A 16,649-nucleotide genomic window follows, 5' to 3' on the forward strand; every position below is an offset into this window, starting at 1 on the left:
CTGCGCCCCACTCTTCAAGCGAAGCGTTTGACAGATGTCAGGCCGCCAAGGGACCGAGCGCGTGCTTGAGCGGGCCGAGCCATGGCTCGAAAGGCTTCCACGCATCCTGGCCCTTGCGGTTGATCGGGCGGCGGACCTGTTCGCTGCTGGCGGTGCGCACCGCGCGGTCGGTCTTGTGGAAGTCGAGGCATGTTTCTTCAAACGGCAGGCCGGCATGGTGGAGCATGCGGCGTGTCTGCCCTTCGAGGTCGTCGAGCACATCCTCGTGGTTCACGCGCAGCACCTTGCCGGGCAACACTTGGTCCCAGTGGTCCATCAGCGCCACGTAGTCGGAATAATAGCGGCCGACCTCGGTCAGGCCGTAAGTGAATTCCTGTCCTTCGGCAAAGAGCTGTTTGAAGCCCGAGAAGCAGCAATCCATCGGCGAACGGCGCGCATCGATAATCTTCGCATTCGGCAGGATGAGGTGGATGAGGCCGATGTGGCGGAAATTGTTCGGCATCTTGTCGATGAAGAAGGGCGCGCCCTGCCGGTGAACGCGCGTATCCTCGATGAACTTCTGCCCGAATGCGGCGAGCTGCTCGCGGGTGAGGTCGTGCAGCACCTGCGGATAGCGTGACTGTCCTGCCTTGCGGCCCCGTAGCCGGTGGGCGAGCGCGAGGATATTGGGCAGTTCCAGCGTCCCGTCGACTTGGCTGTGGCTGGCGAGGATTTGCTCGAGCAGTGTCGAGCCCGCTCGCGGCAGCCCGAGGATGAATATCGGGTCGGGTGCGGAATGGCCGGCTCCGGCATGCGCGTCGAACAGTGCGGGCGTGCAGACCTCGGCCTGCTTCGCCAGTTCCTCGCTCATCGCATCGGCGCTGTATCGGGTCTGCGCGCGCTTCAGCGCATTGCCCTCTTCGTAGAAGCGGAAGGACTGCTCGTAATCGCCGCGGTCCTCGTAGGCCTTGCCAAGCGCGAAGGAGAGGTGGACGCGGTCCATGAAGGCGAGGTCCGCGCGGGAGACCTGCTCGCGCATGGCGGCGATTTCCTCGTCGGGAAATTCATAAGTCTTGAGGTTGGCGAGCGCGTAATAGGCATCGCCATGGTCGGGCTTGGCGGCAAAGGCTGCGCGGTAGCTGGCGACGGCTTCCTGTTGCTTGCCCGTGGTCTTGAGCGCGTGACCCTGGCTGGTCAGCGTGGCGGGGTCCCGCGGCAGTTTTTCAAGCACTGCATCGAAGAGTTCGAAGGCGCGGTCATAGTCGCCCGTCTGCATGCTCTCGATGGCGAGGTGCGACTGGAACAACGGGTTCTCCGGGTCGCGCTTATGCAGCGCTTCTGCCTCTTCGCGCGAGCGTTCGAACTTCTGCCTCCGGCGCAGCACATCGATATAGTCGAGGCGGACCTGCACATTGTCGGGTTCGAAGGTCTTGGCACTGTCGAGGAGGAACTCGGCATCGTCGAAAATACCCAGCTTGATGCCGATTTGCGCGAGCAGCCGCATGCCTTCGACGCTTTTGGGATGGCTGCGCAGGTAGTGGCGGCAAATATCCTCTGCGCGCAGCAGCCTGCCCTCGTGCAGGTGGTGCGTGACCGCGACCAATTCGCGCGGGAGGGTTGCGATGCGCTCTGCCTGCGCCTGTGCCGAACGGGCTTCCGCCATGCGGTTCGCCTGCGAGAGCAAGTCGGCGAGCGCCCGCCAGCTCGCATCGAGAGCGGGGTTGAAGCGGGTGGCGCGGGTGTAGGCTGCAATGGCCTCGTTTGGCTCGCCCCGGTCACGCGCGAGATGCCCCGCTTCCTGCCATGCGCGGCCATATTCGGGCATGGCTGTATGCAGCTTGCCCAGCGCATTCTCGGCGCCTGCGAAATCTTTCGAGAAGCGGGCGGCGACAGCGAGCATGTATAGCGCTTCGGCATCCTCGCCATCGAGTGCGAGCAGTTCCTCTGCGAGGGCCCGGCCGCGCGCGAAATCGCCCGCCTGGAGCGCCGCCTGTGCTGCTTTCAAAGTATCTTCACGCACTGCCATGCCCCGCGCCCTAACAAGCAAAAGCGGCGGAAGCGATATCGAACCGCTCCCGCCGCCTTTCGTTCACGCGAAACGCGCTATCAGTAGTCGAAACCAACGCGCAGGCCGACCGTCAGCGGACGGTTGATTGTGTCGCGGCTGACGTCGTTTCCGAAATTCCCAGCAATCTGCGCACGTTCGTCAAACAGGTTGTCGCCGAATAGCTCAAGGCTCCACTGCTGGTTCTTCACGCCGACTGCAAGGTCGAATATCGTGTAGCTATCGAGTTTGTCTTTATTTATCTCAATGACATCCGTGAATTTAGACGCCGAGTGGGAAACCTGAGGTTGAATGAAGGCCTCCCAGTCATTCGATATTGGCCATTCGTAACGAGCGCGAAGGTTTGCTTGGAATGGTGGCGCATATGCCAGATTAGATCCGACCACGATGTCATCGGTGACTACGTTCCCCGCGTCATCGACCAGCAACACCTCGGTAATTTCGGTATCCAGAACCGAGAAAGCGCCCGAGACAGTGAGACCCGGGATTGCGTAAGGCGCGTAGCTGAAGTCTGCCTCCACGCCTAAAATTTGAGCGTTAGCAGCGTTATCCGAGAAGAAGAGATTTGTGATTGAGGGATCGAAAATAGTGATCTGCAGCCGGCTGATATCGACATAAAAGGCGCTGCCGTTAAAGCGAAGTTGACTGTCAGCAAGCTCGGTTTTCCAGCCCAACTCGTAGTTCTTCACCTCGTCGGTTTCGAGTTCAAACGGAACAACAAAACCTGCACCATTGGTCGCGCCGCCCGGGCGGTTGAGCAGGCCGGGACGGAACCCTTCCGAATAGGTGCCGTAGAACATTAGGTCCGGAGTAGGCGTGACTGTCAGAGTTCCCTTGTAAATGACTCCTTTGGCCTTCGCCTCTCCGGGCGCGCGTATGGCATTGAACACTTGGCGCGCCTGCGACTGGCTGAGGCCTGCATCACGGATATCGCGGAAGGTATCCTCGCGCGTGAAGGTCTGGCGCAGCGCCGGGTCACAGCTACCGATGAAGGTATAGCGTCCGTCACCATCGTAGAGGTCCGAGATATTGGTCCCGAAGGCGTTCTGGTCTTCTGCGCTGAAGCTGTTGCAGAAGCTGGAGTTCGCGCTGCCCTCGAAATCGACCCGCACGTTGTAATAGCGGATGCCGCCGGTGAACGTCAGCAGGTCGGGGACAATATCCACGCTGGTTTCGCCGAAGATGCCGAACTGCTTGTCGGTGCGGCGAATGTCGTTGCGGAAGATGGTCTCAGGCGCGAACGGACCCGGGTCGGTGTTGAAGCCGGGAAAGGGGAAGTTCGGCTTGAACTCGCCGAAGGGGTCCGCGAGCGTGTTTGACGGGTAGTTGAAGTTGTTGCGCTCTTCCAGTTCGAGGTCGGAGAAGAACACACCGCCCGTCGTGCGGATCCAGTGGTCCGCATCGGTGCTGAAGCGGAACTCGTTGGTGAACACCTTGGTGTTGCTGAGCGAATGCACGTTGAGGATGGGCGAGTAGCAGGTGCCGCTCGGGTCGGCGCTGCCGGGATAGGTCACGCTGCCGTCACAGATGTAATAGGGCAGGTACTGGCCGACGAAGAGGTAGTCGGTGTAATCGACGACCTGCTCGGTCGTGCGGTCGGTATAGGCACCGGTGTAGACGATATCGAGCGCGGCGAGGCGGCCCTCGATGGTCCAGCTGGTGTTGGAAAATTCATCCTCCAGCGTGTCGTCCACGAAGCGCTCGATTTCGAGGTCGTCGAGCCCGTCGAGGTTCGGGTCGGCGAAGAAGACGCCGTCGCTGTCGACCTGCTGGCGCGTGTGAGCGACGGTAAGATTCCAGTCGGGCGTGATTTCCCACAGCGCCGTGGCGCGGCCACCGATATACTGCGTGTCGTTGAAATCGTCTTCCACGAGGTCGGCATTGTCCGCCTCGATGAAGGTGACGTCCGACAGGTCTGCTCCGGCCTGGAAACCGGCGCGAAGGGCGTTCACGGGCACGCCGTTTTCGCGCACCGTGCCTTCGGGGCGGAAGCGCGCGCTTTCGCTGAGGTCACGCGTGCCGAGGACATTGTCGATATAGCCGCCCTGGTGGTCGTAATAGGCGACCGCGCGAAGCGCGATGGTTTCGGCCACGGGCAGGTTAACCATGACCTCGCCCTTGTAGCTGGCTTCGCCGCCTTTGGTGAAGGAGAGGCCGGCATCGGCGCTCATGTCGAAGCCCGAAAGCGACGGTTTGGCCGTGATGAGGCGGACGACGCCTGCCTGCGAGCTGGCGCCGAACAGCGTGCCCTGCGGACCCGAGAGGACTTCGATACGCTCCATGTCGGCGGCATAGACGTCGAGGTTGCGGCCCGGCTGCGCGAGCGGCTGTTCGTCGAGGTACAGCGCGACGTTCGGGGCAAGGCCGGCGACACCGGCTGTCGTCAGGTTGGGCGTCGTCGAGGCGAGTCCGCGAATGTAGATGGTGCTCTGGCCCGGACCGCTACCGCCGGCGGTGACGGTGGGAAGCTGCTCGAGGTAATCCTCGAACGTGTCGATGGCGAGTTCGTCGAGCTGTTCGGCGCCGATGGCTGCCACCGAGACAGGCACGTCCTGCAGGTCTTCGCTGCGCTTCTGCGCGGTGACGACGATGGTCTGGACCCCGCCCTGGCGCTGCTGCGTCTCGGGCTGTTGCTCGGCTTCCTGAGCCACGGCAGGCGATGCGATGGCGATGGCAAGCGCGCTGACGGACGCGCCGCTGACGAAAGTCTTCATGACTGGAATTTCCCCCATCCGGATCTGTTTGGGCGGACTTGCGAGGTGCAAGCCCAATATTGGTAGCAAGCCTGCTCACACATTCCCGCTCAACGAAATCAATAAGAGGGCGATTTGGACGCGGCCACAGCCGGAACGCAATTTCTCCGAATGAATTTGCGAATGTTGCGAAAGAACAACAGGAATCGAATTAGACTTTGCTACTTGAAGACTGTACCGATTATTCTGCAATAATTAGAAGCTTATACCTTTTCGCATAGGTTGCTATTTTGCTTTAGCGCAAGTGCAACTAAAAGTAGTTTCAAATAGAAATCTATCTATTCGTAAATCAGGGGTTCGCTGACTACAACCTATTGTAGGCGCTTTATTTTGCGCTCTCCCACTCGGCGCACCCATCCGCAGTAGTCGGAACGCCATGCCGCTTGCGGCGAATGTCGAACACGACTGCTTTCACAATGGAAATGGCCATCAGCGCCACCACAAAAGAGAATGGCAGGGCGCCGATTATCATCGTGATCCGGATGGCGTCGATCCCGCCAAGGATCAGCATCGAGCCGACCACGAGCGCCAGCGCCGCACCCCAGAACAGGATGTGCCGGCGCCGCTGCCCCTCGGTCTCGCCTGCACCGTTGATGGTGTTGACGATAAGGATGGCGCTGTCGGTCGATGTGACAAGGTAGGTCATCAGCAGGATGACCACGAGACCGAAGACAACATTCGCAACGCCGTCCGAAAGGAGCACCGACAAGGTGGCAAAGAGCTGGTCGGAAATGCCGGCCTCGACAATCGATCCCGCCGCCGCGCCGGACAATTCGAGATCGATGGCGGTCCCGCCTACCAGCGTCATCCACACGAAACACATCAGCGATGGCACGAGGATGACGCCCAGGACATATTCGCGAACGGTACGCCCGCGGCTGATGCGCGCGATGAACATGCCGACGAAGGGCGCAAAGGCGATCCACCATGCCCAGTAGAAAACGGACCAGTCGAGCTGCCACTGGACCAGGGCATCGCCGGTCTCGCTTCCACCGGAAAACATCGTCAGCGAATTGGGCACGATGGTGCGCAGGTAATCCCACAGGCCCACCGCCAAGAGCTCCAGTCCCAGCAATCCGGAACCGGCTATGGCGAACAGCACCAGCAGGGCAAACGACAGCCCCATGTTGAGGTTGGACAGCCACTTGATCCCGCGCCCGACACCCGACAGCGCACTGATGGTCGAAGCTCCGACCAGCACCAGCAGCGCGACGATGACGGCAGCGGCTGATGAAGAACCATCTGCATCCAGCAGCCAGTCACCCAGTTCCAACCGTGCGAGCCCGGCCACGAATTGCTCGACCCCCAGCCCCATGGTCACGGCCACGCCGAGGATCGTGGCAACGACCGCGACGATATCGATCAGATGCCCCCAGATACCCGTCAACCTCAGGCCGAAGAGCGGCGCTAGCGCGGAGCGGATCGTAAGCGGCAGGTTCCGGCGATAAGCGACATAGCCGATAGCCAGCCCCACCAGCGCATAACTGCCCCAGGCAGCGAAGCCCCAATGGAGGAAGGTGTAGATATAGGCCGGCCGGACAGCCTCTGCGGACAGCGGCTCGATGGTGCCGCGGATAATGTCGGGGTTGTTGGCGAAATGCGCCATCGGCTCGCCAACAGAATATGTCAGCATGCCGATACCGATTCCCGCCCCGAACAACATGGCAAACCACGAGAAGCGCCCGAACTCGGGACGCTCGTCCTGCTGACCGATGCGCAGGCTTCCGGCCTGCGGCCAAAGCGCAAGGAGGAAACACACAGCCATCAGCGCCGCGACGAGATAGACATACCAGCCGGCGAAGCTGGAAATGATCGTCGAATTGGCGGCCGAGAGCGTTTCGCTGGCACTTACCGGGAAGAATATCGCCCACATGATGATGAGCGAGACGATGACCTTCGACGGGATCGTGACCGCCCGGCTGAAGCCGTCATAGAACCCGCGATCGTGCGTATTGATGGGAAGTTCGACGAGAGGAGGCGCCACGGCGGCGTCGTCTTGGGGTTGCATCTGATGGGCTTCCTGTTCGCACGATTGGCTTTACCGGCGTGACAGGCGAACAATGGAGCCGCCTGCCGCGGCGAAGAGGCGCAAGCATAGGAAACCTGCAGCAAGATGCAACGTGCGGGCCATTCCGCCGTGAAACAGGTTGCCCGCGACACCTCGACCAGCTGCATCGCAGCGAGGTTCGGGGGAGGTGCCCGTATTCCGAGTACGGGCACCTCCCCGGACCTGGTTAGAAGCGGTAGCTCATGCCCGCACTCAGGACCCATGGATCGAGCTTGTGCTCGGTCTCGATGGCCAGCGTATCACCGGCATACCAGCGGGCAGTCGTATCGACGAAGTAACGCTTGGCATCCACCGTGAAACCAAGCCCGCTCTCGCCCAGCGCCACGTCGGCGCCCGCCTGGAGGACGAAACCGAGCTCGTCCGACAGCGTGGTGCGCGTCACGCCAAGCGGGATGGTGTCCGCACCCGGCTCGACATCCACCCACCAGAAGTAGGTCGCCCCTGCCCCGAGGTAGGGCTTCACCCCATCGAGGTCGAAATGGTATTTCGCCGTGAAAGTCGCCGGGATGAGCTTGGCGTCCGAGACCAGTTCGGCACCCGCAAGCCCGGACACGGCATCGACATCGTGCTGGGTCATGCAGCAGATCGTCTCGATCGAGAATTCGGGGCTGACGAAATATTCGATGGCCAGCGTCGGCACGAAATTGTCGTTTGCTTCGGTCTGCGTATCGGCGGGCAGGCCGACGATATCCGTGGGTTTTTCGGTAATCTTGCCATCCGGCGCCACATAGGTGCCGAGCAGCTTGACCTGCACCTTGCCTGCGTCGTCCTGTGCCTGCGCGGGGGTGGCGAGCATTGCCGCGCTGGCAAAAGCGGCGGCGAGCAACTTTTTCATTCGATCATCCTCGTGCGCCGCAGTGGCCACACCGTGTGGCCCAGGGAAGTTGCAGCGCAGGGCCGACTTCTGGACATGAAATTCCCCGCCTGCATTGACCTGGATCAAGGCACCTGCAGGCGAGCCGCGCGAAAAGACGCGCATGACGACATTCGCCGAAGCCTTCCAGCGGTTCGCTGACCAGTTCCTGCCTCCGAACCTTTCCGATGCCATGCATCTGAGGTTCCAGGCGGCTGCGCGCTCCAGCCAGCTCGGCAGGGAGAATTCGCTGGAATTCGGGGACGGCGGCCAGCACATCGTCTTTGTCGTGCGCGGAGCGACAAAGCTGGTCGCCCATGCTTCGGAATCGCGCGACCAGATCGTCGCCTTCCATTTTGCCGGTGAGGTCTTCACGGTCCCCGAGCCCGGCAACCACTCCTATTCGGTCAGCGCGTTGAAGGATTGCGACATCCTTTCCTTTCGCTGGACGGACTTCAGCACGCTGGCATCGAGCGAACCGGCCGTACTCAGGCGCCTGCTGGAGACCACCATGCAATCGCTGCGCCGCTGCCGCGAGAATGCGATCGGGCTGGGGCGCAAGACGGCCGGGGAACGCATTGCCGTGTTCCTGCTCGGAATGGCCGAACGGATCGGGAGCGAGCAGGACGGGCGGATTTTCCTCGACCTGCCCATGTCGCGCCGCGACATTGCGGAAAGCCTCGGCCTCACGATCGAGACCGTCAGTCGGCAGCTGACCAAGCTCAAGGAAGAGGGCGTCATCCAGACCGCCGGTCGTTCCGGTGTGATCCTCGGTGCACGGGGTCACCTTCGCGATCGTGCGGGCTTCCTGCTGGAGGCTGCTTGATTTCTTTTTCGAATTTGACCTAGGTCAATGCCCTTGAGGGGGTGTCCGCCTAACCAGCGACAAAAGGACGGAGAATTTCAATGCAAGCGGAAACTGCACTGGGCCGGGTGGGCCTGTGGTTCCTGGTGATGCTCGTCGCGATGGCGGCGGCGCTTGGTGCGGCGGACAGCGGCTTTGCTGCGCACGCCTGGATCATTGCGGCGCTGGGCTTCGTGATGATCTGGATGAGCGCATCGCGGTTCGACCCGATGGGCAAGGCGCAAGGCTTCTTCAAGATGCCCGACGGCCCCTCGCGCTATGACGACGACCCCATCCGCTGGGGCGTCATCGCCACCATGTTCTGGGGCCTGGCGGGCCTCTTGGCAGGCGTCTTCATCGCCGCGCAGCTTGCCTTTCCGCAGCTCAATATCGAGCCGTGGTTCAACTTCGGCCGCGTCCGCCCGCTGCATACCAGTGCCGTCATCTTCGCCTTCGGCGGCAACGCGCTGCTGGCAACCAGCTTCTACGTCGTGCAGCGCACCTGCCGCACGCAGCTCGCCTTCCCGACGCTCGCCCGGTTCGTGTTCTGGGGGTACCAGTTGTTCATCGTGCTGGCCGCTACCGGCTATCTGCTCGGCATCACGCAGTCGAAGGAATATGCCGAGCCGGAATGGTACGTCGACCTGTGGCTGACGATCGTCTGGGTGGCCTATTTCATCGTCTTCGTCGGCACGCTGGCGAAGCGCAAGGAGCCGCATATCTATGTGGCCAACTGGTTCTACCTTGCCTTCATCGTGACCGTGGCGATGCTGCACATCGTCAACAACCTCGCCATGCCCGTCAGCCTGCTGGGGGCGAAGAGCTATTCCGCCTTCGCCGGTGTGCAGGACGCGCTGACCCAGTGGTGGTACGGCCATAACGCGGTCGGCTTCTTCCTGACCGCCGGCTTCCTGGCGATGATGTACTACTTCGTGCCGAAGCAGGCCGAACGTCCGGTCTACTCCTACCGCCTGTCGATCATCCACTTCTGGTCGCTGATCTTCCTCTACATCTGGGCGGGTCCGCACCACCTCCATTACACCGCACTGCCCGACTGGGCGCAGACGCTGGGCATGGTCTTCTCGATCATGCTGTGGATGCCGAGCTGGGGCGGCATGATCAACGGCTTGATGACCCTGAACGGGGCATGGGACAAGGTCCGCACCGACCCGATCATCCGCATGATGGTGATGGCGCTGGCCTTCTACGGCATGAGCACCTTCGAAGGCCCGATGCTGTCGATCAAGAGCGTCAACTCGCTCTCGCACTACACGGACTGGACCATCGGCCACGTGCATTCCGGCGCGCTCGGCTGGAACGGTCTCATCACCTTCGCCTGCGTCTACTTCCTCGTGCCCCGCCTGTGGAAGCGCGAGCGGATGTATTCGCTGCGCATGATCAACTGGCACTTCTGGCTCGCGACCATCGGCATCGTTTTCTACGCTGCCAGCATGTGGGTCGCCGGCATCATGCAGGGCCTCATGTGGCGCGAATACGGACCCGACGGCTACCTCGTCTGGTCGTTCGCGGACAGCGTTTCGGCGATGTTCCCGATGTATGTCATCCGTGCGGTGGGCGGGCTGCTCTACCTCTCGGGCGCCATCATCATGAGCTACAATATCTGGATGACCCTGGCCGGCAAGCAGCGCGAGGAAGCGCCGCTCAAGGATGCTGCCTACGATCCCGAGAAGGATCGCCCCATCGTCACCCAGCCCAGCGCCGTACCGGCCGAATAGGATCCATAAGACATGACCGATCCCGTCGTCGAAGAAACCGTGAAGGGCCACAAGCGGCTCGAACGCAACATCACCCTGCTGGCCATCGGCACCTTCGTGACCGTCGCCATCGGCGGCCTCGTGCAGATCACGCCGTTGTTCTATCTCGAGAACACGATCGAGGAAGTCGAAGGCGTGCGCCCCTATTCGCCGCTCGAACAGGCCGGGCGCGACATTTACATCCGCGAAGGCTGCTATGTCTGTCACAGCCAGATGGTCCGCCCGTTCCGCGACGAGGTGGAACGGTATGGCCCCTACAGCCTCGCGGCCGAAAGCATGTACGACCATCCCTTCCAGTGGGGGTCCAAGCGGACCGGGCCGGACCTTGCCCGCGTGGGCGGGCGCTATTCCGACGAATGGCACGTCCAGCACCTCGAGGATCCGCAAAGCGTCGTGCCCGAAAGCGTGATGCCGCAGTACGGCTTCCTCAAGGAAACCGAACTCGATATCGGCGATCCCGCCGCCACCCTGACCGCGCTGCGCCGCGTGGGCGTGCCCTATAGCGACGAGGACATCGAGAAGGCAGAGGCCGACATGCTCGCCCAGGCCAATCCGGAACTCGATCCGGGCGACCTCGCCGAGCGCTATCCCAAGACGCAGATCCGCGATTTCGACGGCAATCCCGCCAAGCTGACCGAGATGGATGCGCTGATCGCCTATCTCCAGATGCTCGGCACGCTGGTCGATTTCGAAAGCGCGGCTCCCTACGAGGAACTGGCCGAGGAGAAGGGCCGGTGAGCTTTTACGAGACCTTGCGCCACTTTGCCGACAGCTATGCGCTGGTCGGCATGCTTATCCTCTTCGTGGTGCTGTGCGCCTGGCCGTTCCGGCCCGGTGCCAAGCAGCGCAACCACGAAGCCGCAACACTGATTTTCGAGGGGCAGGACGATGGCGAATAAGCGCGTCGACGAACCGACCGGGACCGAAACCGTCGGCCATGAATGGGACGGTATCGAAGAACTCGACACCCCGCTGCCGCGCTGGTGGCTGTGGACCTTCTACCTGACGATCGTCTTCGCGATCGGTTACGTGATTGCCTATCCGGCCTGGCCGATGATCGACCGCGCCACCGCGGGCGTGCTCGGCTGGTCGAGCCGCGGTGATCTGGCGGAAGACATGAGCGCAGCCGAGATGGCCCGCTCCGATGTGCGCGAACAGCTTGCACGCATTCCGATCGAGCGCCTGCCAGAAGACAGCGCCCTGATGCAGCAGGCGGTTGCCGGGGGCGCAGCTGCCTTCCGCGTAAACTGCGTGCAGTGCCACGGCTCGGGCGCAGCCGGCAGCCAGGAGCTTGGCTACCCCAACCTCAACGACGATGACTGGCTGTGGGGCGGCGACCTGAAGGCGATCGAATATACGCTCGTCCACGGCATCCGGCAGGCTGGCGACGACGAGACCCGCACCAGCGTGATGCCGCCGTTCGAGGGTGCGTTCGACAGCGCACAACTCGACGCACTGACCGATCACGTGCTTGCGCTGAGCGGCAAGGCGGAACCCAATGCCGCAGGCGCACAGATCTATGCCGACAATTGCGCAGCCTGCCATGGCGTGCGCGGCGAAGGCGACCGGGCGCAGGGTGCACCGAGGCTCAACGATGCCATCTGGCTGCGCGGCAGCAGCCGCGAGGCCATCAAGCGCCAGGTCCTGCAGCCCCGCATGGGCATGATGCCCAAGTGGGAAGGCCGCCTCGATCCGGTGACGATCAAGATGCTGGCTGCCTATGTCCACTCGCTCGGGGGAGGCGAAGACTTCTTGGAGGTCGCCGAAAATCCCGAGGTAGAGGTCGATGAGCAACCCTGACACTCCGAAAGACGGCGGCGGGCGCGACTGGTCGGTCGTCGTCGAGGACGGGATAGCCAAGTCCAACAAGCCCGTGTCGAGCGCGGTCGCCGAGCCCGAAGCGGCGACCCGCCGGCACGAACCCCACGAGCCCCCTCGCGAACACCTGCCCGCGCGGCTCTACGAGCCGCGCAAGGCGGTCCACAACAAGCGCATCGACGGGCCTTTCCGGCGCTTCAAGTGGCTGGTGATGCTGGTCACGCTGGGGATTTACTACGTCACCCCTTGGCTGCGCTGGGACCGTGGACCCTATGCGCCGGACCAGGCCGTGCTCGTCGACCTCACCAACCGGCGCTTCTACATGTTCAGCATCGAGATCTGGCCGCACGAATTCTACTTCGTTGCCGGATTGCTGATCATGGCGGGGATCGGGCTGTTCCTCGTGACTAGTGCAGTCGGCCGCGCATGGTGCGGCTATGCCTGCCCGCAAACGGTCTGGACCGACCTGTTCCAGCACGTCGACCGCTTCGTCGATGGCGATCGCAATGCGCGCATGCGCCTCGATGCGGCTCCGTGGACCTGGGGCAAGGTTGCGCGCCGCGGTTTCAAATGGACGATCTATGCCGCCATCGGCCTCGTCACCGGCGGGGCCTGGATCCTCTATTTCGCCGATGCGCCCACGCTGTTCCGCGACTTCTTCGCCGGAGAGGCAGCGCCGGTTGCCTACATCACCGTCGCCATCCTCACGCTGACCACGGTGACGCTCGGCGGCTTCATGCGCGAACAGGTGTGCATCTACATGTGCCCCTGGCCGCGCATCCAGACCGCGCTGATGGACGAGAAGTCGTTGCTGGTGACCTACAAGGACTGGCGCGGCGAACCGCGTGGGAGCGTCAAGAAGGCGCAGAAAAACCCGGGACAATTCGGCGACTGCATCGACTGCATGCAATGCGTGCAGGTCTGCCCCACCGGTATCGACATCCGCGAGGGCCCGCAGATCGGCTGTATCACCTGTGCGCTGTGCATCGATGCCTGCGACCGGGTGATGCAGGATATCGGGCGGCCGCGCGGACTGATCGACTACGCGACGCTGGAGGATTGCGAGCGCGAGGCGGCGGGCGGCGAAGTCAAACCACCCTGGCGCACGCTGCTGCGTCCGCGCACCATCGCCTATTTCATGATCTGGGCTGGCATCGGGGGAGCCTTGCTGTTCGCTTTGGGCAATCGCACCCACACCGATCTCACCGTCGCGCCGGACCGGAACCCGCCCTTCATGCTGATGTCGGACGGATCGGTGCGCAACTCCTACACGCTCAAGCTGCGCAACATGGAAAGCCGCCCGCGCGAGATGGAAATCGCCGTCGAGGGATTGCCCGACGCGATCATGTGGACCGACACCATCGGCCTTGACGAAGCAGCCGCGACGCAGCGGGTGACCGTGCCTGCCGACCAGGTCCGGCAGGTGCGCGCCTATGTTGCCGTGCCCGCCGGGGCCGCATCGCAGGAATTCAGTTTCCGCCTCACGTCGCTGGACACCCAGCGCGAAACCGACACAGTCGCAACGCGCTTCGATGCGCCGGAGAACCAGTGATGCGCCGCGAGTTTACAGGCAAGCACATGGCCATGATCATGATCGCCGGGTTCGGCATCGTGATCGCGGTGAATTTCTACATGGCCTCGCTCGCCATCGGCGGTTTCGGCGGCGTCGTGGTCGAGAACTCCTATGTCGCCAGCCAGAAATACAATGGCTGGCTCGAGGAAGCGCGCGCGGGCGAACAGCTGGGCTATGAAGCCACTGCGCTGCGCGGCCATGATGACCGGCTGGTCGTAACGACCCGCGGAGTCCCCCGCTATGCGCTGCTGTCGGCCGAACTTCGCCGCCCGCTCGGCCAGCCCGAAGACATGGCGCTGCAATTCGAGCAGACGGGTGCGGACACCTATGCGTCGACCGACGACCTTCCTGCAGGGCGCTGGATCGCGCGCATTTCCATCGAGACAGACGGCAGCCGCTGGGTGGACGAGGTCGAGGTGCAATGAATGCGCCCCTCGATATCGACGCGCTTGCAGCCGCCAGCCTGCAAGACAGCCGCCTGACCGTACCCGGGATGCGCTGCGCCGGGTGCATCTCGAAGATCGAGCGCGGCCTGGCCAAGCTCGACGGTGTCGAAGCGGCGCGCGTCAATTTCTCGGCCAAGCGCGTGGCGGTCCGCCACGAGGCGAAGCTCGATATCCAGGACCTTGTCGACGCGATTGCCGACATCGGCTTCGAAGCACAGCCGGTGGCGGAAAACCCGATGGGCCGCGACGACCGCGAAGCCAGATTGCTGCTCCGCTCGCTGGCGGTCGCCGGTTTCGGCATGATGAACATCATGCTGCTGTCGGTCAGCGTGTGGTCCGGCGCCGGCGGCGTGACCCGCGACCTGTTCCACTGGCTCTCGGCGATTATCGCCCTGCCCGTCATCGCCTATGCCGGACGCCCCTTCTTTGCGAGCGCCGCCATGGCGCTGCGCCACCGGCGGACGAACATGGACGTGCCGATTTCGATCGGTGTCCTGCTGGCAACCGCGCTGAGCCTCTATGAAACCATCGCCAGCGGCGAACATGCCTATTTCGACAGCGCGGTCATGCTGTTGTTCTTCCTGCTTGCCGGACGGGCGCTCGACGCGACGATGCGCAACCGGACGCGAGCAGGTATAGGTGCCCTGCTCTCGCGCATGGGCAAGAGCGCATTGGTGCTGGAGGATGGCGGGAGCCAGCGCACCCTTGCTGCCGAAGACCTTGAAGCGGGCATGGTCATGCTGGTGGCAGCGGGAGAGGCGCTTGCCGCCGACGGCATCATCGAAGAGGGCGCAACCACGCTCGACAATGCGATGCTCACCGGGGAAAGCGCGCCGCAGGCCGCCCATACCGGCGACATGGTCTATGCCGGTGCGATAAACCTGGGCAATCCGGTTCGCGTGCGCGTCACCGCTGCGGCTTCGGACACCGCGCTCGCAGAAATCGCGCGGCTGATGGATGAAGCCGGGCAATCGCGCAGCCATTATGTCCGCATCGCGGACCGCGCCTCGCGGCTCTATGCACCCGCCGTGCATTCGCTGGCACTGCTCGCCTTCGCCGGCTGGATGATCGCCGGGGCGGGATGGCACCAGTCGCTCGTCATCGCGATTGCCGTCCTCATCATCACCTGTCCCTGCGCCATGGGGCTGGCCGTTCCTGCAGCCCAAGTCGTGGCATCCGGCGCGCTTGCCCGCCGCGGCTTGCTGGTGAAAGACGGCAGCGCGCTGGAACGCCTCGCCGAGGTCGATGTCGCCGTGTTCGACAAGACCGGCACGCTGACGCTCGGCGAGCCCCTTCCCGAGCTCGGTCATCTCAGCCCGAGGCAGGCCTCTGTCGCGCTCGCGCTTGCCCGCACCAGCCGCCATCCGCTGAGCCGGGGCATCGCCAAGACTTTGGAAGCCCGTGGGGTGGCAGCCGCCGCACTCGACAACATCACAGAAGAGAGCGGCCGCGGGGTCACGGGCCTGTTCGAGGGTACGCATGTGGCGCTCGCGCGCCCCGATGCCGCCGGAACGAAGATCGCGACGGGCCTGCGCATCGGCGACGAGGTGACGGACATCGTCTTCACCGACCCGGTCCGCGCCGATGCCTCGCAGGCGCTGGCAGACTTGTCGGGCGCGGGCGTCGAGAGCTCGATCCTCTCGGGCGACCGGGAGGGGCCTGTCGGCGCGCTCGCTGCCGAACTCGGGCTGGAATGGAAAGCCGGGCTGCACCCCGACGACAAGCTGGCGCATCTCGAACAATTGAAGGCGGCCGGTCACCGCCCGTTGATGGTGGGCGATGGCATCAATGACGGCCCTGCCCTTGCCGCGGCCCATGCCTCTATCGCGCCCGGCAGCGCCAGCGACGTCAGCCAGCAGGCGGCCGATGCCGTCTTCCTCGGCGGCGACCTCAAGCCGGTCGCGCTGGCAGTGAAGGTCGCCCGCCGGACCATGGTAATCGTGCGGCAGAATTTCGCCTTCGCGATCATCTACAACATTTTCGCCGTGCCGCTGGCGCTCGCCGGCATGGTCACGCCGCTGATTGCCGCCGTGGCCATGTCGCTCAGTTCGCTTGTCGTGGTCGGCAATTCGCTCCGGCTGGCAAGGGCAGCGCGATGACCGGTCTCGCCTTCCTCATACCCATCGCGCTCGGCCTCGGCATGCTGGGCCTTGCTGCCTTTTTCTGGGCGATGAAGAAGGGCCAGTTCGAGGATCTGGATGGCGCAGCGCAGCGCATCCTGATCGACGACGACGACGAGGATGAGGAATGAAGCTCGACGCCCTTGCGGGCCTGATCGCGCTGATGCCACTGGCCCTCGGGCCGCTGCCGGCCTCCGACAGGACGATCACCGCCAGCCTGTGCAATGGCGGCTCGATCGAGATCCCCCTGAGGCGCGAGGCCCCGCCCGAGCCTCCTTGCGCTGCCAAGGCCTGCCATTCCGCATCATGCCGCAAGAGATTTGACCTGGCTCAATGACGGCGCGCCATGCCTCTC

At 63.3% G+C, this 16,649-nt stretch carries 14 protein-coding genes; 10 read left to right on the top strand and 4 right to left on the bottom strand.

What is annotated here, in order from left to right; translation table 11 throughout:
- Positions 1–37: 37 nt before the first annotated feature.
- The 4 genes from K3152_RS08225 to K3152_RS08240 form a co-directional block, all read right to left on the bottom strand.
- Positions 38–2,005, bottom strand: coding sequence for a tetratricopeptide repeat-containing sulfotransferase family protein (locus tag K3152_RS08225; RefSeq protein ID WP_221573603.1), 1,968 nt, complete (start codon positions 2,003–2,005; stop codon positions 38–40).
- Between the two features lie 80 nt (positions 2,006–2,085).
- Positions 2,086–4,758, bottom strand: coding sequence for a TonB-dependent receptor (locus K3152_RS08230; protein WP_221573604.1), 2,673 nt, complete (start codon positions 4,756–4,758; stop codon positions 2,086–2,088).
- Positions 4,759–5,122: 364 nt separating this feature from the next.
- Positions 5,123–6,805, bottom strand: a complete 1,683-nt coding sequence (locus K3152_RS08235; RefSeq protein WP_221573605.1) for a BCCT family transporter — start codon at positions 6,803–6,805, stop codon at positions 5,123–5,125.
- Positions 6,806–7,031: 226 nt separating this feature from the next.
- Entirely contained in the window at positions 7,032–7,700 is a 669-nt protein-coding gene (locus K3152_RS08240; protein WP_221573606.1) for an OmpW/AlkL family protein, read from the bottom strand.
- 94 nt (positions 7,701–7,794) lie between these two features.
- Between K3152_RS08240 and K3152_RS08245 the strand changes: the two genes are divergently transcribed.
- The 10 genes from K3152_RS08245 (at position 7,795) to K3152_RS08290 (ending at position 16,631) form a co-directional block, all read left to right on the top strand.
- Positions 7,795–8,544 (top strand): helix-turn-helix domain-containing protein, encoded by a 750-nt coding sequence (locus K3152_RS08245; protein ID WP_221573607.1) that lies wholly within the window; start codon positions 7,795–7,797, stop codon positions 8,542–8,544.
- Positions 8,545–8,624: 80 nt separating this feature from the next.
- Positions 8,625–10,298, top strand: coding sequence for a cytochrome-c oxidase, cbb3-type subunit I (gene ccoN / locus K3152_RS08250; protein WP_221573608.1), 1,674 nt, complete (start codon positions 8,625–8,627; stop codon positions 10,296–10,298).
- A gap of 12 nt (positions 10,299–10,310) precedes the next feature.
- Positions 10,311–11,075, top strand: coding sequence for a cytochrome-c oxidase, cbb3-type subunit II (gene ccoO / locus K3152_RS08255; protein ID WP_221573609.1), 765 nt, complete (start codon positions 10,311–10,313; stop codon positions 11,073–11,075).
- Positions 11,072–11,236, top strand: a complete 165-nt coding sequence (locus K3152_RS08260) for a cbb3-type cytochrome c oxidase subunit 3 (RefSeq protein ID WP_221573610.1) — start codon at positions 11,072–11,074, stop codon at positions 11,234–11,236. Before ccoO ends, K3152_RS08260 begins: the two co-directional genes overlap by 4 nt.
- Entirely contained in the window at positions 11,226–12,137 is a 912-nt protein-coding gene (gene ccoP, locus K3152_RS08265) for a cytochrome-c oxidase, cbb3-type subunit III (protein WP_221573611.1), read from the top strand. The genes K3152_RS08260 and ccoP overlap by 11 nt, the downstream gene beginning before the upstream one ends.
- Positions 12,124–13,707, top strand: coding sequence for a cytochrome c oxidase accessory protein CcoG (ccoG, locus tag K3152_RS08270; protein ID WP_221573612.1), 1,584 nt, complete (start codon positions 12,124–12,126; stop codon positions 13,705–13,707). The genes ccoP and ccoG overlap by 14 nt, the downstream gene beginning before the upstream one ends.
- A complete protein-coding gene (locus tag K3152_RS08275) occupies positions 13,707–14,153 on the top strand; it encodes a FixH family protein (RefSeq protein WP_221573613.1) in 447 nt (148 codons plus the stop codon). Before ccoG ends, K3152_RS08275 begins: the two co-directional genes overlap by 1 nt.
- Complete coding sequence (locus K3152_RS08280; protein WP_221573614.1) at positions 14,150–16,273, top strand: heavy metal translocating P-type ATPase; 2,124 nt, start codon at positions 14,150–14,152, stop codon at positions 16,271–16,273. Before K3152_RS08275 ends, K3152_RS08280 begins: the two co-directional genes overlap by 4 nt.
- Entirely contained in the window at positions 16,270–16,425 is a 156-nt protein-coding gene (gene ccoS, locus K3152_RS08285) for a cbb3-type cytochrome oxidase assembly protein CcoS (protein WP_221573615.1), read from the top strand. Before K3152_RS08280 ends, ccoS begins: the two co-directional genes overlap by 4 nt.
- Positions 16,422–16,631, top strand: coding sequence for a hypothetical protein (locus tag K3152_RS08290; RefSeq protein ID WP_221573616.1), 210 nt, complete (start codon positions 16,422–16,424; stop codon positions 16,629–16,631). The genes ccoS and K3152_RS08290 overlap by 4 nt, the downstream gene beginning before the upstream one ends.
- The last annotated feature ends 18 nt before the right edge of the window (positions 16,632–16,649 follow it).

The sequence above is a fragment of the Qipengyuania polymorpha genome (assembly GCF_019711435.1).
Taxonomy (GTDB): Bacteria; Pseudomonadota; Alphaproteobacteria; order Sphingomonadales; family Sphingomonadaceae; genus Qipengyuania; species Qipengyuania polymorpha.